The following is a 22707-nucleotide window of genomic DNA, read 5'->3' as shown; positions in this document are numbered from 1 at the left end:
TCATGTCTGTCGAACATCCATGGACAGCCTTGAACCCATCGGGGTGCAAGAGTACGATAAGCGTCGATGGCGATAGCTGGGGCGACGAAGTCGGCACCCCCGCCTCGGGTGATTGCCTTTCGGTGCCGATCGTCCACGTTACTCTCGCTGCGGACGCCCAGTGGAAGGTGCCGATGTCGACTCAAATCGTCCTGTACGACGAAGTGTGCCGGATCCTGGTCGCGATGCTCGGCGAGGAGGGCGCGGTCCGCCGAGCCGACCTGTCCCGGTCCACGTCACTCCAGTCGTTGGGCATGGATTCGATGAAATACATCAACCTGCTCCTCAGCTTGGAGGACATCATCGGTAAGGAACTCGACGAGGTTGCCGAGTACATCGACCTCTCTGAGATCACCACGGTTGGCGATCTCGTCACGCTGGTGGAGCGGCTGCGAGACCTCTGACGGGAGTCGGGTCATGAGCGACAGCGAGACCGAAACACAGGCACTGATGCCGTCCGAAGAGGACATCGACTTCTATCGGCGCAACGGCTACTACATCTCCAAGAGGATTCTGAGCGACGAGCAGATAGCCGAGGCGCTGGACGGCAGTGAGCGGATCTACCGCTGCGACTACGACGAGCGCTTTCCGTGGAGCGACAATCCGCGGGTGGACCCCAACTTCGGCGTGCCCTTCCTGGATCGAAGCCTTAGCCGCGCGGACGGCTACGCCTCTTTCCACAGCCTGGGACTCCGTGCGCTGGCCCGGCTTCCGATCATCTCGGCGATCGCGGCCGCCCTGATCGGGGCCACCGAGATCAGGTACTGGAAGGACCAACTCATCTACAAGCCACCCGCGCGTGCGTCCGAGGAAAGTGAGGGCGTCACCGGGTTCCACCAGGACAAGCGTTACTGGCCCACCTGCAAGTCGGACCGGATGATCACCGCGTGGATCCCGCTGCATGACTGCTCGACGGAGAACGGCTGCCTGGTAGTGATCAAGGGCAGTCACCGGTGGCGGAACAACCACGCGCTGGTCACCTTCGGCGAGAAGAACATGGACTTCATCAAGTCGGAGCTGATTAACACCGAGGGGAACGAACTCGTCGAGGTGCCGCTCGAACTCAAGCGGGGCCAGGTAAGCTTCCACGACTGCTACACCATCCACGGCAGCTACGCCAACGTATCCGATTCGCCGCGGCGGGCCCTGTCGGTCCACCTGCAGGACGGCGAAAACCGTTACCGCGACCTGAGCTTTCTGAGTAAAGAAAAGCCGGTCTTCCAGCATTCCCACGACCTGATCTGCCGGAAATCAGCGAACGGCCTACCGGACTACAGCGACCCGGTCATCTTTCCGACACTGCACCATACGGCGACGCAGTGACCAGGTGGTGGGTGAACCGGACGCGCGCCGTCGACGGAACGAACCAGTGATGATTGACATCCACGTTCATCTGGCCGACGCCCGCTGCATTTCGCCCGGATTCATCGCGGGCATCGCCGGCTCGATGCTCGAGGACGGCCGGCTCGGTCGGAGCGGCGTCGAGCGGGCCCTACGCCTCTACCTGCTGGACCGGCACGGCAACCGCCTCCTGTCGCAGATGAACGCCCACGGGATCGCCAAGTCCGTGATGCTGATCGCCGATTTCGGCCCGGCGCTCGGTGAGCCCGAGTTGACCATTGAGGAGATCCACCAGCACCATGCCGAGGTGGCCGAGGCGTCCGACGGCCGGCTGACGTTCTTCGCGGGCTTCGATCCTTCGCGTGGTGCGTCGGCGCTCAGTACCGTCGAACGTTGGACTGCCCTGCCTGGTTGCGAAGGGGTCAAGCTGTACCCGCCGTGTGGCTTCGAGTTGGATGATGAGCGGATGGCACCGCTCTGGCGCCACTGCAGCGACAACGGTGTGCCCGTACTGACCCACTCAGGGCCGTCGCTGCCGACGCTTGGCCGGGCCCAACGGTACCCACACAGCGTCGAGGAGGTCGTCCGGCGGTTTCCTGACCTGCGTATCGCGTTGGCGCACGGCATGGTCTGGGACCCGGAAGGGACCGTCAAGCTGCTGCGGAAGTATCCCGGGAACCTTTACGCGGACATCTCGTCGTTCCACCAGATCCCGGACGGCGACCTGGAGCTGATGCTGATGCTCTGCGCCGAGGTGCCAGACCAGATCCTGTTCGGGTCGGACGCACCGCTGTTCGACTTCTCCGGAGACCTGACAGCGAAGATCGGAAAAATGCGTGGATTCCTGACCGACGCGCAGGCCGGCAAGCTGTTCGAGCTGAACGCCCGCACGTTCCTGTACGGCGCCAACGCCTGATGGCCCGTCTTCCGTGCCGGCAAGGCAGTACCCGCCAGAGCCCTAGGACGACGTTGTGAGCGCTAGCTCGATCTACTTTTCCCCCGATGCGGACGCGTTCCGGGCGTGGACGCGGCGGTTTCTGCAGGAGCACGTAGCTCCCCGGCTGAACGATTGGGAGTCGCAGCGCCGGATTCCGCGCGATATCTGGAAGCTGTTCGGGGAGCACGGGCTACTAGGACTGCACTACCCCGTTGTGTACGGGGGTCGCGACCTGCCGTTCTTCCACTCGGTCGCCTACCTTGAGGAGCTAGGTAGGCTGGGTAATGGTGGCTTCCGCGGGGCGATGTCCGTTCACAGCTACATGGCGACGACCTACCTGCACCTGGCGGGCGACCACCGTCAGAAGTCGGAGTACCTGAAGCCGGCCGTGCAGGGCGACATGATCGCCGCACTGGCGATCACGGAGCCCCAGGCCGGATCCGATGTGGCGGGCATCCGGTGCGCAGCACGGGCTACGGGGGACCGGTACACCATCCGGGGCAGCAAGGCCTTCGTGACCAACGGGTTGACCGCGGATTTCATGGTCACGGCGGTCAGGACGGGCGACGGAGACGGATCCCGCAGTATCTCCCTGTTCGTGGTCGACGCCCGAGCACCAGGGGTGACGAGGACTCCGGTGGAGAAGCTGGGGTGGCACTGCTCCGACACCGCGAGCGTGGAGTTCGACGATGTCGTGGTCGGAGAAGACCAGCTTCTCGGTCGGCGGAACTCGGGATTCCTGTGGATCATGAAAGCGTTTCAGCTCGAGCGGATCGCGGCCGCACTCCTGGCGCTCGGGGAGATCGACTACACGCTGGAACTGGCTAGACGGTACGCGGACGAGCGGCAGGTCTTCGGCACCACGATCCTGGGCCTGCAGGTGGTGCGGCACCGGCTGGCCGAGTTGATGAGTCACACAGCGGCGGCGCGCCAGCTCGCCTATCACGCGGCCTGGCTGTACAGCCAGGGACAGCAGGCGATGTCCCAGTGCGCGATGGCCAAACTGCGGGCCACCGAGCTCGCCGTCGAGGTGGCGGGGCAGTGCCTTCAGCTCTTCGGCGGGCACGGCTACCTCGCGGAGGCGCCGATCTCCCGGGTCTTCCGGGACACCCGGCTCGTCACGATCGCGGGTGGGAGTAGCGAGATCATGCGGGAGATCATCGCCGAGTCCGAGCTGTGAGCTCGTCAGCATTTCTGTACGACGAAACAACCCCACCGGAAGTACCCCACGGTCAGGCAGGCGAACGTGGTGGCCGGCGCCACGTTGGTCGATGCGGCATAGTCGCTGAGATTGATCAGCACGTCGCACGAGAAAACGTGCCCCAGGCGCCGTAGATTGTCCAGGTAGAACGCCTGGCGGCCGGTTCCGAGCTCGCGCATCAGGTTGCGCTGGATCAGCATGTTGTAGTTTCCGCAGAAGACCTTCTCGATCTGGTCTCTCGGAAGCTCCGGCGGGATGGCCCGCCACAGCCTACCGAGGTTCTTGACCGAGTTGTCCACGAACTCGAGCACACCGAACGTCCTGGTGAGATGGGACAGGTCGCTGCTGGTCGCCAGGTGCCTGAGTTCGTAGGTGCCCCCGGTCTGCGACAGGATGAACGACAAGGCTCCGTCGCTCAGAATCGACTCCGCCGAGTCCATGAACCGGTCGCGGTCGCGCGCGCACTTGTCGCCCACGATGACCAGGACCTCCGAGTAGTCGTTTGCCCGCAGTAGACTGGACCCCAGTTCCAGGGCCGCCGACAGGTTGGAACACTTCGCGAGACTCACTCCGTACAACTTGGCGTCGACGAGACCGTAGTCACCGAGAATCTGCGCCACCTCGGGATAGTCCAGTCCTACCGCATGAATCGAGTTGACCGTCGTGGCCAGCAGTACGGCACCAATGTCGGTAGGGTCGACGCCGCCGGTCCGCAGGGTGTCTCCGACCGAACGGTGGCAGAGGTCGGGCAGGCTGAGTGGACTTTTCCGGAAGTAGTGCAGGCCGAGCTTGGTGAAGACCTCGACCTGCTCGGGGTCGCCTTCCTCGATGTCGGCGAGAGGGACGGCGTCTCCCACCGTGTAGGCGATACCCCGGAGGTAGAGCGGCTGACCGGTCATGCTCAGCTCCCTCAGCGTCGGACGAAGGAAGGCCAAAGTGCCATGCTCGGACAGTACCCGCCCATCGATGTCTGCAACTATCGAGATGCTTGGACCTTTGGTTCCGTCGGCCGGCCCGGTCCTGCCCCGCTGCGGGGTCAGCCCCTTGGCGGCAGTCAGGGCTAGGGAGAGCTCGGGTGTCGGTTCTAGACTCTCCACCATGCAGAGACTGCGCCTCGACATGGACCGTGTCCAGGCGGCCAGCCGGGCGATCGACCCCGTGTTCCTCGGCACCCCGCACTACCGCTGCGAGGCGCTGGGGTCGGAACTCGGGTGCACGGTCAGTCTCAAGGTCGAGTCGGTGAACCCGGTCCGCAGTTTCAAGGGCCGGGGTACCGAGATCATCGCCAACGGCCTTGCCGACAGCGGCGAGCGCGCTGTGGTGTGCGCCAGTGCGGGAAACCTCGGTCAGGCGCTGGCCTGGTCCGGCCGTGGTCGTGGGCTCGACGTCACCGTCGTGGCGTCCCGCTACGCGCCCGTGGTCAAGCTCGAGCGGATCCGTGCCCTGGGAGCCCGTCTGGAGTTGGTCGACGGTGACTACGACACCGCCTGTGCGCGGGCGGCGGCGATCGCCCGGTCCCGGGGTATCCGGCAGATCGAAGACGGTGTGGACGTCGAGACCTGTGACGGTGCGGCGACCATCGGCATCGAACTGGCCTCCGACCCACAGCCCCTCGACGCCGTCGTGGTCGCCCTCGGCACCGGAGCCCTTGCCAGCGGCGTCGGCTTCGCGGTGAAGGCCATGGCACCCGAGGTGGAGGTGATCTGTGTCCAGCCGCTGGGAGCACCAGCGATGACGCGCTCATGGCACGCACGGTGCGTCGTCACCACCAACTCGGTCGACACCATCGCCGACGGTGTCGCGGGTCGCATCCCCAACCCGGACGCCCTGCAGGACCTGCTCGTGGTCGTCGATGACGCCGTCCTCGTCCGGGAGGCGTCGATCGTCGCCGGGATGCGGCTGCTCCTGGATCATGCGGGCCTCGTCGTCGAACCGTCGGCCGCGCTCGGTATCGCGGCGATCCTTGAGGACCGCGACCGTTTCGTGGGCAGGCGGGTGGCCACCATCGTCTGCGGCGGCAACGTCGACATGGACGCCTACCATCGCTGGATCGGCACGGCTCCCGGTGATGTTGACGCGGTCTCGGCCGGCGAGCACGGCCCGCACCAGGGATAGCGGCCGGCGACCGGCTCTCCCCGCAGAACCGCCGGGCGGTCATCCCGTTGCGGCTGCCCGGACCGACGAGGTGTCCGGTGTTCCGTCAGATGCGGTTGTCTGCGCCTGCCCGGCGCCGGTGCTGTGCAGCCTCTGCGAGCGGAGGTCGGACGCTCGGCGGACGGTCCTGCGGCGCCGTGTCACCGTCGAGCCGGTTCTCCCGCCGCAGGCTGCGGGTCACCAGTGCGGTAAGGACGCCGGCGAGCAGACCCCAGAACGCCGATCCGATTCCCAGCAGCGTCACCCCGGACGCGGTCGCCAGGAAGGTGATCACGGCAGACTCCCGCCACTGCTCGTCGGCGAGCGCCGAGGTGAGGGAGGTGATGACGGTGGCGAGCAGCCCGAGACCCGCGATCCCGGCGATGAGGGACACCGGTAGGGCAGTGAGTAGGGAGCCGACCGTGCCGCCGAACACGCCGAGGCACAGGTAGAACACTCCGGCCCAGACAGCGGCCAGGTAGCGGCGGTCGGGGTCCTGGTGCGCCGAGCTACCGGTGCAGATCGCCGCGGTGATGGCCGCGAGGTTGAGTCCGAAGCAGCCGAACGGTGCCAGCACCAGGTTGGCCGCACCCGTCCAGCCGACCAGCGGTGAGACCGGCAGTTGATACCCGTCGTTGCGTAGCACCGCCACTCCCGCAAGGTTCTGCGAGGCCATGGTGACCACGAAGAGCGGAAGTCCGGCACCGATGACGACCTGCCAGGAGAATTCGGGAACGGTGAAGACCGGAGTGGACAGTGTCAGGTCCACGTCACGCAACCGGACCGACCCGGTGAGCATGGCAGCGACGACGCCAGTGGTCAGTGCCGCCAGTACGGCGTACCGGAGCAACCACCTGCGGAACAGCAGATAGACCGTGAACATCGGGAACACCACGGCGAAACTGTGGTGCATCTCGCTGAACAGCCCGATACCGAACTGGACGAGAATTCCGGCAAGGAGGCCCGCCGCGAGCGCGACCGGGACACGGTTCATGACACGGGCGAACCACCCGGTGATCCCACTGAGCGTGATCAACGCCGCCGAGACCAGAAAGGCGCCGACCGCCTGGCCCATGCTCGCCCCGAGCAGTCCAGTGGCGAGTACGGCCGCCCCCGGAGTGGACCACGCGGTGACGACGGGTGCCCGGTAGCGTAGGGACAGCCCGATGGACGTCACTCCCATACCGACACCCAGCGCGAGCATCCACGAGGCCAGTTCATCGCTGGACGCGCCAGCGGCCCGCGCGGCGGTGAACACGATCGCCGCGGAACTCGCGGTACCGACGAGTACCGCGACGAGACCGGCGGTGACGGCCGACGGTGGTGCCGCTTGTCGCGTCAGATAAGCCAGCGACTTCATGATTGCGTGACTGTACCCGAACGAGGTGACGTCGATTCTGGCAGGCGGCCCGGGAACGCGGCGCCGCCGTTGCGGACGGGGCCGGTGCCGGGCGGCGCGGCCAATGCCACCTCCGGGCTGTCGCGGTGCCACGGTTGGGTCTCGGGTCCGCTGGGCCGATGCCTGCCGGATTCGGTGCCCCGTGCGGCGGCCTTCTCGATCATCATTATCTGCGAAAACATCCGGGTCGACACCCCGTCCGGCAGCCTGTTTCAAGCTGCCATCGTGCGGGCCAGCCAGCCATGACAAAAGATCATTAGCCACAGTGGAACTTTTTTGGGGTATCGAGATCCGGTGTGTCCGCCGAGGAGTTGCACCTTACTCTCTTGAACCCGAGGAATCTTGCCGGTAACATCGGTCACCGACGATGGAGCATGGGACTACGAAGCGGGGCGCCATGCGTAACCAAAGGGTCGTTTCTGTCGGAATCAAGCTGAGCCACGACGGCGGCGTTGCCCTCTTCGAAGACAACCGCCTGGTCCAGTGTCACGAGATGGAGAAGATTGGCAACAACCCGCGTTACTCGGAATTCCGGCTAACGAGGAGTGAGTTGTTCGGCCTGCTCAACGATATCGGCTACGACTGGTCTGAGGTGGACTCCCTCGTCATCGATGGTTGGCACACCACTCCGTTCGAGGTGACCCTGGGCGACGAAAAGGTTCCGTTCGAGGTGGCGGACTACGGTCACCTCTACGACATCCGCGCGAACCCGTTGGCGAGTAAAGGTGCTTTCAGTACCTACTTTGGGCGGGAGTATGCGAGCTACCATCACATCGCGGGGCACATTTTCTCATCTTACTGCAGTAGTCCGATGGCTCGGCGGGGCGAGTCGTCGTACGTGCTCTCGTGGGACGGCATGTCGTTTCCGCAGCTGTTCCACTATGACCGGGGTGGAAGACTCGAATGCCTGGGCTACCTGTTTCCCATGAGCGGCTTCATCTACACCTATTTCGCGGTGAATTTCGCGCCGTACCAGGACTATCGGCCGAATGACCTGTCGCTGGCAGGCAAGTACATGGCCTACATCGCGAAAGGGAAGAGGGTCCAGTCGCTCGGCGAGAGCTTCCACACGATCTTCGAGAAGCTGGTGGCGAGGACCGGGCCGGTCACGACCCACGACCAGATGCTGGAGTTCGAGCGGGCGCTGCTGCTCAAGCTGGTCTTCCGGGCCAAAGCCAGTGGGCTCGGCGATGAGGACATCCTCACCACCTTCCACTGCTTCCTCGAGGAGGTGCTGGTCCGCACGCTGGCAGCACGGTTGGACGAACTGGACCGGCGGGGACCCCGGAATCTGTGCTACGCCGGTGGGTGTGCGCTGAACATCAAGTGGAACAGCGCGATCAGGCGCTCGTGCAACCTGGCGGAGCTCTGGATTCCACCGTTTCCCAACGACGCGGGCAGCGCCATCGGCACCGTCTGCAGCGAGCTTGTTGCCAAGCATGGCTACGAGTCGGTCGATTGGGACGTCTACAGCGGGCCAGCTATCCGTGATACCGCTTGGGACGCCGCCGACTGGTCGTCGCGCGACTGCTCACTCAAGGAGCTGGCGGGTCTCATCCACGAGTCGCAGCAGCCGGTCATCGTGCTCAACGGCCGGGCCGAGCTCGGGCCGCGGGCATTGGGAAACCGCAGCATCATGGCGGCGCCGACCTCGCCGGAGATGAAGACCACCCTCAACCGGATCAAGCGGCGCGAGTCGTACCGGCCGGTCGCGCCGATCTGCGTGGAGGAGGACGCGGCTCGGTTCTTCGACCCTGGTACGCCCGATCCGTACATGCTCTACGACCACCGGGTGCGTCCGGAAGCGGCAGGGCGGTTGGCTGCGGTCTGCCACCTGGACGGGACGGCCCGCCTGCAGACGGTCAACCAGCGGCAGAACCCGCAGATACACGCGCTGCTCAACCACTACGCGGAGTACAGCGGACTACCGATCCTCTGTAACACCAGCGCGAACGACCTCGGCTCCGGGTTCTTCCCGGATGTCCGCAGCGTCGCCGAGTGGGGTCATGTTGACCACATCTGGAGCAACGGGAGGCTGTACACCCGGACGACGGGTGCGTAGTGACGCTCGGGCGGGAAGAGGAACGGATGTCAGGCACAGCGCACGCCACTTCCGGATTCCGGGGTGGACTTCATGAGATCTTCCGTCAGCAGGCGGCGGAGGCGCCGTCGCGGATCGCGGTCGCTTCTGCCGGGGAAACCCTGACGTATCAGGAGCTCGACAGGCTGTCCGATCGGCTCGCTTTCGGGCTGACCACCCGTGGTGTGCAGCCCGGAGAGGTGGTCGGTCTGTGTCTGCCCCGGGGAATCGACATGGTCGTCGCCATGCTCGGCGTACTCAAGGCGGGGGCGGCCTACCTGCCCGTCGATCCGGACTACCCGGCACCCCGGATCGACTACATCATCGAGCACAGCCGGGCGCGGTTCGTCGTCGTCGCTGCCGAGCTGGTCGGCCTGTTCGACCGGCCTGGTGTCAACCTCGTGGCCTACGAGCGCGGCGCGTTGCCGGACGGCGTCGCACCGGACTGGGCACCGGTGGTGGTGTCCCCGGAGGCACCCGCATACGTCATCTACACCTCCGGCACGACCGGCAAACCGCACGGTGTCGTCGTCCAGCACGGGAACGTCGACCGGCTGTTCAGCGGCACGCAGAGCTGGTTCCGGTTCTCCAAGGACGACGTGTGGACGGTGTTCCACTCAATCGCGTTCGACTTCTCCGTGTGGGAGCTCTGGGGCGCGCTGCTGCACGGCGGCAAGGCGGTCGTCGTGCCGTACGTGACGACCCGTACGTCTGAGCGCTTCTACCAGCTGGTCGTTGACCAAGGGGTCACGGTTCTCAGTCAGACGCCGACGGCGTTCCGCGCCTTCGACGCGGTTGACGCCCGCCACCACGCGGACCTTTCGCTGCGCCACGTCGTCCTGGGCGGTGAACCGGTCGACCGCGATGTCGCGGCGGCGTGGCTGGCGCGGCGCGGTGAGTCCGCCCCGCAGCTGGTGAACATGTACGGGATCACGGAGACGACCGTGCACGTGACGTACCGACCACTTTCACTCGAACTACTCGACGGGTCGGAGCACTCGCCGATCGGTGTGCCGATTCCAGATCTGGCCATCCAGCTGCTGGACGACGCCGGGCAGCCGGTCGCGCACGGCGCGGTCGGGGAGATTCACGTGCGCGGGCCGGGCGTCGCCCTGGGGTACCTGCACGAAGCGGAGCTGACCGCCGCGCGATTCACCGGATCGGGCGCGGACCGCGTCTACCGCACGGGCGACCTCGGTGTCACCTATGACGGCGTCGAGTACTTCTTCGTCGGGCGCGCGGACACCCAGATCAAGTTGCACGGGTACCGGATCGATCCCCGGGAGATCGAGGCCGTCGCGGACGCGTTCCCCGGTCTGTCCAACTCGGTGGTGTCGAAGGTGCCGGGCTCCGGTGACGACGCGCATCTCATGCTGTTCGCCCTGTACGATCCCGAGACCGGGCCGGCGCAGCGTGCGGCTGCCGCCGATCTGGTGCTGGCGAATATCCGTGCGACGCTTCCCGCATACATGTGCCCGGCCCGGTGTGTCCTGCTCGACGAGTATCCGAGGAATCACAACGGCAAGATAGACCACGACTCGCTGCAGGCGACGTACCACGCGCCGGACCCGTCACCGCCACTGGAGGCGGTCGTGGGTCACGCAGAAAAGGTCAAGGCTATCTGGGAGCAGGTGCTAGGAAAGCCCGTCGCCGCGTCGGACGAGGACTTCTTCGAGGCCGGCGGCACGTCGCTCGACCTCATCCGCATCATGCAGGAGACCAAGAAGCAGCTCGCGGTGGAGGTTGACCTGGGTGCCTTCGCCGACGGTCTGTCGCTGGACGTCTACGTCGACCACGTCGGCGAACAGTTCGCGTCGAGGAAGCGGGCGACCGCCGAACGCGGGCCTAGCTAGCCCCAGATCCGGGAGTGGATGTCATGAGCAAGTTCAGCCTCACGCCTACCGAGCTCGCAGACTTCCAGCGCAACGGCTACGCCGGGCCGTTCACGCTCTATGAACCTGACGAGATGGCTGACCGCTGGCGGAAGGAGCGGCTGAAGCTGCTCGACCGGACAAACGCCGTCTACCAGGACACCGAGGCGATCTCGCAGGGGACCAACATCTCCAATTACGACCGCCATCTCGACAACAGCTTCCTTGCCGAACACATCGCCCGGCCCGAGATCGTCCACCGGGTGGCGAGCATTCTCGGCAAGGACGTCATCTGCTGGCGGTCCGAGTTCTTCCCGAAGTACCCGGGCGACGAGGGCACCGACTGGCACCAGGCGGACACGTTCGCGAACGCCGGGGGAGAGCCGCAGATCGTCTGGGAGGAGGACCGGGAGTACGGTGGCACGATCACCGTCTGGACGGCCTTCACCGAGGCGAGTATCGAGACCGCCTGCCTACAGTTCATCCCGGGTACCCACCGGCAGATGTTCTACGACGAGACCCTGGGGATGCACTACGACCCCGAGGCGAACCGTAACAAGACCAAGAACGGCGTGGCCCGGGGATTCTTCGGCTACGACTACCGCCAACTGCAGATCGATCCGGACTGGTCCCCGGACGAGAGCAAGGCGGTTTCGATGCAGATGAAGGCGGGGCAGTTCATCGTCTTCTGGTCGACGCTGATGCACGCCTCCCACGGTCACGCGGGCCGGACGCAGGAGATGCGCCTTGGCTTCGCCAGCCGTTACGTCCCCGCTTCGGTACGTGTCTATCCGGGTCTGACCGAGATCCACGAGTACGGCGGGCGCATCTCGCTGGACGACTTCGGGTGCGTGCTGGTGTCGGGTGAGGACAAGTACGGGCGGAACCGGCTGCGAACCCACACGACGACCGGCGTCCCGTTCGGCAAGAGCTGACCGTGACCGGGTTCGAGGAGTGGGCGGCGGCCGCTGTCGAGGTGTTCGGCGAGGTCAAGCCACTGGCAGACCGGCTGCCGCAGGGCCACTTCGAGGTGGCCGTGGCGGATCACGAGCGTCTCGGCACCGCCGCCGGACGGCTACTCGACAGCGTCGCCCGCGAGGTCGGTCTGCGGCAGACGGTCCACGTGCGCGCCGCGCCGCAGCCGGCGGGCAGCTCGTTCGGGTTGGCGGTGGAGCGCCGGATCAGCACCCTGCTGGCCGACGCCGGACCGCTCGACGACTGGGTCCGCGACGCCGGGGAGGCGCCGATCGTACGCGCCGCTGCCAATGCCCGTGACCGGGCGCCCCGGCTGGTGCGGGTCGAAACCCGCGACGGACTGACGCTCGACGCGTTCACGGCGGGCGACCGGGCGCGTCCCGCGGTGGTGCTGGTCCCACCCTGCGGCATGCCGGTCGAGCTGTCGCTGCGGTGGCTGCGCGCACTCGGCGAGGAGCACTTCGTCGTGACCTGGCAGACCCGCGGTCTGTTCTCCGCGCACGGCCCCGAGGCCGGTATGGCGAGCGGCGTGGCCGACCAGGCCGACGACCTGCTGGCGGTCATGGACGCGCTCGACCTGCCGGCCTGTCACGTGATGGGGCTCTGCGGCGGCGCGGTGATCGTGGTCGAGGCCGCCCACCGACATCCCGGTCGCCTCGGATCGATCAGCCTGTGGCACGGGGACTACGACTTCGGGGCCGGCTCGACGAAGACCGATCACCAACGGGACGTCCAGGCGTTGATGGAGATGGGCGCGGACACGCTGGCGAAGGCGGCCGCCTACCAGAAACTCATGCACCGCCCTGCCGCCCTGGCGAAGATCCCCGAGCGGCTCGCGCCGCTGGTGCTCTACCCCTACGCCTCGCCGGCGCTGTTCCACCACTACTGCAGGTTGAACCTCGCGATCATGTCTTTCGACATCACTGATCTGCTCGGCCGGATCCCACATCCGACGCTGGTGGTGACGAGTCGGACCGACACGACCGCGCACCCGGAAGGTTCGCATCGCGTGGCGCGTGAGCTCGTCCGCGCCCGGCTGGTCGAGGAGCCCAGCGGCGACCACCTCTCCGTCTTCGACACCTCGTCCCGACTCGTCCAACTGGCCGCCGACTTCGTTGCGGCCCAGTACCTGAGCACACCTGGACGGCGATGACCGACATAGCTGCACTCGAAGTCGAGACGATCGATCACGACCTGGGCGGGCTCGTCGAGGAAGGCGTTCTCGTCCGGCACCGGACGGGTGACCGGCGGGTCGCCGCGGTCTTCGTCGTGCCGGGCGAGGCCGCCCCGGTGGTCCGGCGAGCGACGCTCCTCTGCGAGGAGGCAGGCGTCGACGGCGAGCTCGCACTGTACGAGCCCGACGACGACCTGATGATCTTCCACCGCAACCGGCGGGAGGCCGACTTCATCTTCCGTGAGGTGTTCCGGGACAACGAGTACCTGCGCAACGGGGTGACACTGCCCGACCATCCGACCGTGGTCGACGTCGGGGCGAACATCGGTGGGGCCTCCGTCTTGTTCGGACTTGTCGGCCAGGGGGCCCGGATCTTCGCGGTCGAACCCGTACCTCAGCTGTGTCGGGCCGTCGAGCTGAACGCCAGGCTGCACGACATCGATGTCGTCATCGTCGCCGGCGCGGTCGGCGACGCGCGCGGTCAGACGGTGATCACGTACTACCCGAAGAACACAGCGATGTCCGGGCTCCTCGCGGACCAGACGGACCGCGAGGTTCTCAAGACCTATCTCGCGGGCCACGACGGTGCCTCCGCCGCCGGGCTCGACGCGATGGTCGCCGAGCTGCTCGTCGGCGAGCCGGTCGAGTGCGGCGTGCAGACACTGGGACAGGCGCTCGAGGGCCATTCCGTCGACCGTATCGATCTGCTGAAGATCGACGTCGAGAAAGCGGAGTGGCAGGTCCTGCACGGTATCGACGATGGGCTGTGGCAACGGATCGATCAGGTGGTCATGGAGGTCCACGACATCGACGGCCGGGTCGCGGCCTGCGTCAGGTTGTTGGAGGACAAGGGCTTCAGCGTGCTGATCGACCGCAACCCGGATCTGCTGAGCACCGACATGTACGGCCTCTACGCCCGTCGGGGACCGGTGGCGCCGGACCCCGCCGCCCCGAACTGGCGGCGGCCGCTGTCGACGCGTCGGGCGTTGGCCTCGGCCATCCGTGAGCGCATCCCGCAACTCGCCGACATCGCCGTCGAACGGTTCCGGTTCGTGGCGGCCCTGCCGAGGGACACCCGCGGCGAGATCGACACGGCTGCGCTCGGCGCCATGATCGCGTCGGAGGGCGCCACAGAGCCGGGCGTGATGTCCGCGATCGAGGAAAGGCTTGCCGCCATCTGGTGCCGGCTGCTGAAGGTCGAGTCCGTCCGGACCTCGGACGACTTCTTCGACCTCGGCGGCACCTCACTCAAGTCGGTACGGATGGTACTGGAGGTGGACGAGGCCTTCGGCGAGAACGTGCTACCGCCGGACCAGCTTTTCGCGGGTAGCCGCTTCGACGAGGTGGCGGCGGTCATCCGCAGGAACCTGGGATGAAGCGGCAGCTCTTCGCGGCTCTGGAAAAGCTCGCGGACAACCACCACAACCAGGTGGTCTACCGCGACGGCGGCAGGGTCAGCAGGACGTGGGCCGAGCTGGCACAGGACATCGACCGGGCGGTCGGCCGGCTGGCGTCGCTGCGGCCGCACGGGCGCGGGCGCGAGTTCCAGGTGGGGTTGGTCGGGCCGACGTCGTACCAGTGGATGGTGCTCGATCTGGCCTGCATCAAGGCGGGCTTCCGATCGGTCGCGGTGCCGGAGTTCCTCACCGCCCGGGAGATCGGTGCCCTGCTGCGGGAGGCCGAGGCCGACGTCGTGCTCGCCGACCGGGCGGTGGCGGACCGGCTCACCGAGGTCGACGCACCGGTGTGGTTCTTCGGTACCGGCGGTGCCACCCCGGTCGGAAGCGATTTCGAGGAGCTCGCCGGCGTCGAGTGGACCTGCACCGCCGACCGGATGCTGGACCACTACTCGATCGGCTACTCGTCGGGGACGTCGGGCAAGGCCAAACGCATCGATTTGATGTTCCCGGCAGAGGAGCCGTCGAACGGCTGGAAACACGCCCTCGACCTGGCGCTGCAGTACTACCGGTACCGGACCAGCTTCTGGAGCCGCAAAGGGAACAAACTGTTTGTCTTCATGCCCTTCTCCCACCTGCAGCAGCGGGCCTTCGTGCGGCTGGCGCTGATGCGCCGGATCGACATCGTGCTCTCCGATCCCCGGCGCTGCGTGCAGGACCTGATCGTCGAGAAGCCGAACATCATGGTGAGCGTCCCCATGATATACGAGGCCCTGGCGGCGCGGATCGAACAGAAACTGCGGCAGATGAGTAAGCGGCAGCGGGCCGTCTTCGACGTCTACCTCCGCCTTCGGATCAACCGGCTGCCCAACCGCAGCTGGGTGAAACGAGTGTTCGGCCGCTACCTGTTCGGCAAGGTGCGCAAGATCTACGGCGGCCGGGCCGACTACTTCGTGACGGGCAGTGCCCCGATCGACCGGCGGACGCTCATGACGTTCTACCGCGTGGGTGTGCGGATCTACGAGGGGTACGGGCAGAGCGAGCTGCCCAGGATCATCTCCATGAGTTCCGAGAAGGACTTCCGCATCGGCAGCGTCGGCCGGCCGCGCGTTCCCGTCAAGATCGCTGCGGACGGCGAGATCCGGGTCAAGATCGACCGGAGCGAGCTTGCCGACCCCTCGGTCGTCACCTTCGACCAGGAGGGGTACATCTGCACGGGAGACATCGGCTACCTCGACGCGGACGGCTTCCTGTTCCTGCGCGGACGCAAGGACGACGTCATCGTCCTCGACAACGGCAAGAAGGTGTTCCCCGCCAGCGTCGAGACCGTCTTCCACGAGCTGAAGGTGGACGAGTCCATCTGCGTCACCTCCTTCGACGGCAAGCGGATCGCCGCCGTCGCGTACTGGCCCGTCGAGCGGGGCGGATCGGCAGCGCTGAGGAGCTACCTCGCCGAGGTCAACCCGAGGCTGGCCGAACACGAGAGAGTGACGCTCTTCGCGCACAGCACGGTGCCGTTCACCGTGGAGAACGGCATGTTGACGGGCACCAGAAAACTGCGGCGTCAGCAGATCAGAGCGGTGTTCGGCGATGCGAAGCTGGAGCGGGTCGGTGACTGAGGGCGGCTCGCCGCACAGCGAGCACAACTTCGCGGCCGTGCTGCGGCACCGGGCAGCCGGGTCACCGGCGGAACCGGCGTACACGTTCCTGCGGCAGGGCCTCGACGAGGCGCACACCGTCAACTACCAGCAACTGTACGACGCCGTGTGCTCCCTGGCGGTCCACCTTGATGGGCTTCCACGGCCAGCACGGGCACTGCTGGTCTACCCCCACGGGCCGGAGTTCATCCGCGCGTTCTGGGCGTGTCTCGTCGCCGGGATCGTGCCCGTTCCGTGCTACCCGCCGAGGAACAGCCGCTCGGTGGACCGCCTCCTCGTCATCGCCCGGGACGCGCAGGCCTCCGTCGTCCTGACCGACCGGGCGGCACTCGGCCGGGCCGGCGACAGGTTCACGGAGACCGCGCCCTGCCTCGTCACCGATGAGATCACGGTCGACGAGATCACGGCCGGCGGGACAGCGGGCGGCTGGACGGGTGCCGTCGAACCCGTGGCCGTGCGCCCGGCAGACCCGGCGTTCCTGCAGTACACGTCCGGGTCGACCGGCGCGCCCAAAGGTGTCGTCGTCTCGCACCGGAACCTGTACCGCAACCAGGAGCTCATCCGGGCGGCGTTCGGCCAGGACAGCGAATCGACGGTCGTGTCCTGGCTGCCCTTCTACCACGACATGGGGCTCATCGGGAACGTCCTGCACGCGGTGTACGTCGGCGCGCACGCGGTGTTCCTCTCGCCGCTCGAGTTCCTGCGCAGGCCCGTGACGTGGCTGGAGGCGATCAGCCGCTACCGTGCGACGGGAAGTGGCGGACCCAACTTCGGCTACCAGCACTGCGCCGACCGGATCAGCGACGACGACGTCGCGGGGCTCGACCTGAGCCGCTGGCGGGTGGCCTACTGCGGGGCCGAGCTGGTCCGGGCGCAGACGCTGTCGTCGTTCGCGGACCGGTTCGCGGCGACCGGATTCCGGTCCGATGCCTTCCGGCCCTGCTACGGCATGGCCGAGGCCACGTTGCTGGTGGCCGCTGCGGAAGGGCTCACCACGCGCACGCCGGAGCCGTCCGGGGGCGAGGCGGACGACAGCGGGCCCGCGTCGCCCGGCGACCCGGTCGTGTCGTGCGGCGTCCCCAGTGGTTTCCGCTGCCTCGTCGTCGACGGCAACGGTGCCGAGTGCCCCGACGGCCGAGTGGGAGAGGTGTGGCTGAGCGGGTCGAGCGTCGCGGGCGGCTACTGGAACAACCCCGGGGCGTCCGAAGCGCTGCATGCCTTCACCCGCTCGGGTGAGGGCCCGTTCTACCGCACGGGCGACCTTGGCTTCCTGCGCGACGGCGAGCTGCATGTGACGGGCCGGATCAAGGAACTGATCATCATCCGCGGCCGCAACCACTACCCGTACGACCTCGAATGGGCGATCGCCGAGGGCGCACCGGGTGTCATCCGGGACGGCTGCGTGGTGTTCTCCGTAGACCGGGAGCACGGCGAAGATCTGGTTGTCCAGTGCGAGTACGACCGTACGGGCGGACTTGCCCACGCCGAAGTCATCCGGTCGGTCCGGACCGTGCTGTCGGAGGAGTTCGGCATCCCGGCGTCGGAGGTGTTCCTCTTCGCCCCTCGCCACCTGCCTCGTACCAGCAGCGGCAAGCTCCAACGGGCGCTGTGCAGGTCGACCTACCTCGCGGGGCAGACCGGCGGCATCGCCCATTGGAAGGCGGAGTCCAGCGGGCAGACCGGCGCAACCGGCGAGGGACGGACCCCGGCTGCGGCGGCCTCCGACACGGAGCGGCAGATCATGCGGGCGGTCGAACATCTCAAGGGACCAGTCCGGATGGGGCGGGACGACACGTTCTTCAGCATCGGCTTCGATTCCCTCGGTATGGCCGAGCTCGCCGCCGCGCTGTCCGATGAGGTGGGCCAGCTGATCGGCGTCGAGCTGCTGTTCGACCATCCGACGATCGCCGGGCTCGCCGCGCGGCTGGACGCCCTGTCGCACACCGATCCGCCGCCCGTTGCGCCCGACGCGCTCACCGGCGGTGGTCTCCTACCGGCCAGCTCGATCCAGGAGTCGATCTGGATCGACCACCAGTCGCGAGCACCGGACAGCCGCTACAACATCGCGATCCGGATCGACTTCGCATCGCAGGTCCCACGGGAGCGCATCGAGAAGTCGCTCGCGCTCGAGCTGGGCCGCGCGGATCTGCTGCACTGCCAGTTCGTCTGGCAGGACGGAAACCTGGGCCTGCTCCCGTGCGACGACGAGGAGCACCGACTGGACGTACTCGACGTTTCCGGATCAAGCACCGAGCAGGCGGTGACCGAGTTGGACGCGTGCGTCGAGGCACTCGTCCGCAAGCCCTTCGACCTCGACGAGCGCCCGTTGTTTCGCGCCACACTCGCGCGGCTGCCGGACGGCACCCACACGCTGATCTTCGTCGCCCACCACATCATTTGCGACGGGTTCTCGCTCAACGCCTTCGCCCAGCGATTGTCGTCGGCGTGCGCCGGCGGGGACGGCACGGGGCGCACCGACGAGGAACGGGACACCTCGTACCGTACGTACGTGCGTCGGCAGCGGGACCTGCTGGCGCGCGGCGGCGGGGACGCTGGGGCGTACTGGCGCGGGCAGCTCACGGGCCTCGTACCGGTGCGGCTGCCCCGGGACCGCTGGCCCCCAGGCGACGGCGCACGGGGCCGCATCGCCACCGAGTGGCTGCACCTGACCGACGAGCAGTCCCGGTCCCTGGCCCGGCTGGCCCGGCAGTGTGGCACGACGCCGTTCGCGGTGGCGCTGGCCGGGTTCGCGACGGTCATCGGCAGAATCACGCGACGCTCGGACATCGCGGTCGGTGTTCCGCTTCTCGATCGCGACTTTCCCGCCATGAAGGACACGTTCGGGCCCTGTGTCAACCCGGTCACGCTGCGCCTGCAGCTCGCCGGCGACCAGTCCGGCGTGCAGCGGATCGCGGCGGTCGGTAGCAGGCTGTCGGAGGCGCTTGGACTGCGGGCGCTGCCGGTGCGTGCGGTGGCGGGCGAATTCACCAGCGGTCGCAGCGACGGGAGGGTCCCGGTCACCTCGGTATACTTCAACGGCCTCACCTTCGGGCCGGGTGAGCAGATCGCCAAGGGGTTCCTCGGCGACCGGGGCCAGACCGCACGCCTCGACCTCGACGTTTACGCGATCCTTGACAGCGGTGGCGGCGGGTCGCTGCGGTGGGACTACGACTCGGCGCTGTTCGATCCGGAGACGGTACGCCTGTGGATGGCCGGCTTCGGGAATTGTCTTCGCCGTCTCGACCGGCATCCGGACCGGCCGCTCGACGCGCAACCGCTCCTGGTACCGCCCCGCCTCGGGCGGCCGCCCCAGGTCGGGCCGGCGGACGTCCCACAACCGCTGGCCGCCATGGTGAGGCAGACCATGGAGCGGATCCCGCAGCGGGTGGCGGTGGTGACCCCGAGCGGCGCGACGACGTACGGGCAGTTGCTCGGATGGAGCCGCCGCGTCAGCGGCTACCTGGGGCGTACCTCGGTGGCAGGTCCGGTCGGGCTGTACTTCCGTCACGGGGACACCCCGCTGGCGATTTCCGCGATGGTCGGCGCGTTGGATGCCGGGTGCCGCTACGTCGTTCTGGAGCCCAGGGACCCGGCGACGCGGCTGCGGCGGATCGTCTCGGACGCCGGGGTCCGGGTGGTGTTGGCCAACGGCGCCGTCGCCTGGGCAGAAGCGGACGACACCGACGAGCCCGGCCGCGTACGCCCGAGGGTGGTGCGGATCGACCAAATCGGTCCGGAGGACGCCGGCGACGGTCCAGAGGACGCCGGCGACGGTCCGGACGAGGCCTGCGACGGGGGGGACGAATCCCGGTCCGGGTACCTGCTCTACACCTCCGGTACCTCCGGCACCCCCAAAGGTGTGATCCAGGAGGCGGACAACGTCCGGTACTTCGTCGAACAGTACCGGCGACGGCTGTCGATCACCGAGCAGGACTCGCTCAGCCTGGTGTCGTCGCTCGGCTTCGACGCGGCGGTGCTGGATGTCTACACCGCGATGGTCACCGGTGCCCAGTTGCAGGTTCTCGCCTTGCACGACAACGACGCGCACCGCGACCTCTGGCAATGGGTGGTCGACCAGTCGGTCACCGTCCTGCACGCGACCCCTTCGCTGTACCGCAAGCTCACGGCCACCCGACGTGGCTCGGACAGCGGCCGCCTGCGCGCCGTCGTACTGGGTGGCGAGCCGGTGCTGCCCGCCGACGGGATACGGCACTTCGAGCTGTTCCCTGACGTCGAGCTCTACAACCTCTACGGCCAGGCGGAAAGTACCCTCAACTCGCTTCGGCGCTTCGTGCACGGGAACGTCACGCGTACCGTCACGCTGGGCGTTCCCTGCGACGGCACGTCACTGGCCCTGCGCGTCGCGCACGGGGGCAGTCCGGAGGTGTACGAGGTGGGCGAGATCGTGGTCGGCTCACCGCACGTCGCGAAGGGCTACGTCGGCCTGCCAAGCCTGTCCGCAGACAGGTTCCGCGAGACCGGTTACCACACCGGTGACTCGGGCAGGTTCCTGCCCAGCGGGGAGATCGAACTGGTCGGCCGCGTGGACCGCCAGCTCAAGGTGAACGGCTACCGGGTGGAGCCCGCCGAGATCGAGACAGTACTGATGGGACACCCTGCGGTCGCTCGGGCGCTGGTGCTCAAGCACCAGCGGGGCGACGGCGGAGAGTCCCTCGCGGCATACGTCGAGGTCCCAGACGAGCGGCGGCGTGCCGCCCTCGACCCCGAGGAACTGCGCGGCCTGCTGGTCCGGAACCTGCCTGGCTACCTGGTCCCGTCCACCATCCTGGTGCTGGGTGCCTTCCCCCTCACGCCCAACAACAAGGTCGACCGGGGCGGGCTGCCGCAACCGGGCGAGCCCGCAGCGTCCGGCCCGGCGGCCGCGCGGCCGATGGACGCGCGGGAACGCACCGTGGCCGACTGCATGGCGGGGGTCCTGGGTGTCGCGCCCACCGGCCCAACATCGTCGTTCTTCGCGCTGGGCGGGAACTCCATCAGCGTCATCGAGCTACTGCACCGGCTGGAACGGACCACCGGACTGGTACTCACCTTCAAGGACGTCTTCGAGGACCCGACCGTCGCTGCCATCGCCGCGCGGCTGGCGGCGGCCCCGGCCCCGGCGTGGCCCGAGCTGTCGCGGAGCCCGTCACGCGCCGAGTACCCCCTGACGTCGAGTCAGATGAGAATCTGGGTGCAGAGCCAGCGCACCTCCTACAACGTCCTGGCGTCGATCCATGTGGTCGGTGGCCTGCGACCCGACCGGCTCGAGCGCGCTGTCGACGCTGTGGTGGCCCGGCACGAGATCCTGCGTACCCGGTTCGTCGTGCGAGGCGACGAGGTCGTGCAGCGCGTCGTCCCCGCGATCTCGACCGAGATCCTGATCGAGCACCTCGACTCGTCCGCCGACCAGGAGCAGGTGCTGGCCGAGCTGGAGAGGCGGGAGCTGCACCGCGGTTTCGACCTGGCCGGCGGCCCGCTGTTCCAGGTGACGTACGTGACCGGCACGAGTCCGCAGGACGTGCTGATGCTCTCCATGCACCACATCGTCTGCGATGCGGTCTCCATCGCCATCTTCACCGAGGAGGTGCTCAGGGCGTACACGACGCGGCGCGAATCGTTGCCCAAACCCGCGATCCAGTACGGCGACTACGCCCTCTGGTTGCGGGACCTCGGCGACCGCGGCCTTCTCGACCCGGGCCGGGCATACTGGACGGACAAGTTGAAGGACGGCGTACCCGTGCTCAACCTGCGGACGGACCGGCGCCGCAGGCCGGTGAAGTCGTTCACCGGGTCGGTTTTCCACGGCGCCGTCGACGAGGCGCTGACCGGCCACGCGCGGGAGCTGTGCCGTACCGAGGCCGTCACACTGTTCACCCTTCTGCACTCCGTCCTGGTGCTGACCCTCTACAACCGGACCGGGCAGACCGACCTCTGCCTCGGTACGTTGACCACCGGGCGGGAGTTCTCCCGGCACCTGCGGCCACAGGTCGGTTTCCTCGCCAACACTCTGGCCCTCAGGACGACGTTTTCGCCCGACACGAGCTTTCGTGAGCTGCTGGCGATCGCCAGACGGGAGTTCCTGGAATCCCACACACACCAGCTGTACCCGCTGGAGCAGCTCGCGGACGTGGTCCCACGCCAGGAGCCGGGACACGGATTCCTGTTCGACGTCCTCCTGGTGCTACACGACTGGGGCGATCTGGAGGAGCGGGTGCTCCGGGAGACCGGCGTGGAGATCGCGCTGCGCGACCGCGTCGAATGCGTCGCCAAGTTCGACCTCACCTTCAACCTGGTGTCCCGTCACGGGCGCGTCGAGGCGACGGTCGAGTACGACCCCGAGCTGTACGACGAGGGCTCCGTCGCCCTGCTCTGGCGGCGGTTCGTGGCGCTGCTGTCGGAGGTCGTCGACACTCCTGGGCGCCCACTGCACGAGTACCGCGGGCAGGTCGAGGAAGAGCAACGGGTCGCCGCCGGCCGTGAGATCGAGTTCGACTTCTAGGAG

Annotated in this window: 15 protein-coding genes; 13 read left to right on the top strand and 2 right to left on the bottom strand. The window is 67.4% G+C overall.

Annotated elements, in window-relative coordinates:
* Positions 1–2 precede the first annotated feature (2 nt).
* Genes O7629_RS13290 through O7629_RS13275 form a run of 4 tightly spaced genes read left to right on the top strand, consistent with a single transcriptional unit; the run spans position 3 to position 3497 of the window.
* Positions 3–443 carry an acyl carrier protein gene (locus tag O7629_RS13290; protein WP_278169474.1) on the top strand — a complete coding sequence of 147 codons (441 nt, stop codon included), beginning with the start codon at positions 3–5 and terminating at the stop codon, positions 441–443.
* 13 nt (positions 444–456) lie between these two features.
* Positions 457–1362 (top strand): phytanoyl-CoA dioxygenase family protein, encoded by a 906-nt coding sequence (locus O7629_RS13285; RefSeq protein WP_278169473.1) that lies wholly within the window; start codon positions 457–459, stop codon positions 1360–1362.
* Positions 1363–1411: 49 nt separating this feature from the next.
* Positions 1412–2296, top strand: coding sequence for an amidohydrolase family protein (locus O7629_RS13280; RefSeq protein ID WP_278169472.1), 885 nt, complete (start codon positions 1412–1414; stop codon positions 2294–2296).
* A 55-nt stretch (positions 2297–2351) separates the two neighbouring features.
* Entirely contained in the window at positions 2352–3497 is a 1146-nt protein-coding gene (locus tag O7629_RS13275; RefSeq protein WP_278169471.1) for an acyl-CoA dehydrogenase family protein, read from the top strand.
* Between the two features lie 5 nt (positions 3498–3502).
* Here O7629_RS13275 and O7629_RS13270 read toward each other — a convergent pair whose 3' ends face one another.
* Positions 3503–4417 carry a hypothetical protein gene (locus tag O7629_RS13270; protein ID WP_278169470.1) on the bottom strand — a complete coding sequence of 305 codons (915 nt, stop codon included), beginning with the start codon at positions 4415–4417 and terminating at the stop codon, positions 3503–3505.
* A 145-nt stretch (positions 4418–4562) separates the two neighbouring features.
* On the opposite strand from O7629_RS13270, the gene O7629_RS13265 reads away from it, so the two are divergent.
* A complete protein-coding gene (locus tag O7629_RS13265; RefSeq protein WP_278169469.1) occupies positions 4563–5633 on the top strand; it encodes a pyridoxal-phosphate dependent enzyme in 1071 nt (356 codons plus the stop codon).
* An 85-nt stretch (positions 5634–5718) separates the two neighbouring features.
* Here O7629_RS13265 and O7629_RS13260 read toward each other — a convergent pair whose 3' ends face one another.
* Entirely contained in the window at positions 5719–7011 is a 1293-nt protein-coding gene (locus tag O7629_RS13260; protein WP_278169468.1) for a benzoate/H(+) symporter BenE family transporter, read from the bottom strand.
* 84 nt (positions 7012–7095) lie between these two features.
* Here O7629_RS13260 and O7629_RS13255 point away from each other — a divergent pair, with 84 nt between their 5' ends.
* From O7629_RS13255 to O7629_RS13220, 8 genes are all read left to right on the top strand, one after another.
* Positions 7096–7296 carry a hypothetical protein gene (locus O7629_RS13255; protein WP_278169467.1) on the top strand — a complete coding sequence of 67 codons (201 nt, stop codon included), beginning with the start codon at positions 7096–7098 and terminating at the stop codon, positions 7294–7296.
* A 151-nt stretch (positions 7297–7447) separates the two neighbouring features.
* Positions 7448–9112 carry a carbamoyltransferase N-terminal domain-containing protein gene (locus O7629_RS13250; RefSeq protein WP_278169466.1) on the top strand — a complete coding sequence of 555 codons (1665 nt, stop codon included), beginning with the start codon at positions 7448–7450 and terminating at the stop codon, positions 9110–9112.
* 26 nt (positions 9113–9138) lie between these two features.
* Positions 9139–10983 carry a non-ribosomal peptide synthetase gene (locus O7629_RS13245; RefSeq protein ID WP_278169465.1) on the top strand — a complete coding sequence of 615 codons (1845 nt, stop codon included), beginning with the start codon at positions 9139–9141 and terminating at the stop codon, positions 10981–10983.
* Positions 10984–11006: 23 nt separating this feature from the next.
* Positions 11007–11936 (top strand): chlorinating enzyme, encoded by a 930-nt coding sequence (locus O7629_RS13240; RefSeq protein WP_278169464.1) that lies wholly within the window; start codon positions 11007–11009, stop codon positions 11934–11936.
* Between the two features lie 2 nt (positions 11937–11938).
* The gene (locus O7629_RS13235; RefSeq protein WP_278169463.1) at positions 11939–13129 is read left to right on the top strand and encodes an alpha/beta hydrolase; all 1191 of its coding nucleotides are present in this window, start codon (positions 11939–11941) and stop codon (positions 13127–13129) included.
* Entirely contained in the window at positions 13126–14526 is a 1401-nt protein-coding gene (locus tag O7629_RS13230) for an FkbM family methyltransferase (RefSeq protein ID WP_278169462.1), read from the top strand. The genes O7629_RS13235 and O7629_RS13230 overlap by 4 nt, the downstream gene beginning before the upstream one ends.
* Positions 14523–16166, top strand: a complete 1644-nt coding sequence (locus O7629_RS13225) for an AMP-binding protein (RefSeq protein WP_278169461.1) — start codon at positions 14523–14525, stop codon at positions 16164–16166. The genes O7629_RS13230 and O7629_RS13225 overlap by 4 nt, the downstream gene beginning before the upstream one ends.
* The gene (locus tag O7629_RS13220) at positions 16159–22704 is read left to right on the top strand and encodes a condensation domain-containing protein (RefSeq protein WP_278169460.1); all 6546 of its coding nucleotides are present in this window, start codon (positions 16159–16161) and stop codon (positions 22702–22704) included. Before O7629_RS13225 ends, O7629_RS13220 begins: the two co-directional genes overlap by 8 nt.
* Positions 22705–22707 lie beyond the last annotated feature (3 nt).

This window comes from Solwaraspora sp. WMMD792 (genome assembly GCF_029626105.1).
GTDB lineage: Bacteria > Actinomycetota > Actinomycetes > Mycobacteriales > Micromonosporaceae > Micromonospora_E.
Note: the sequence above shows the minus strand (reverse complement) of the source record. Positions and strands in the feature narration are given on the sequence as shown.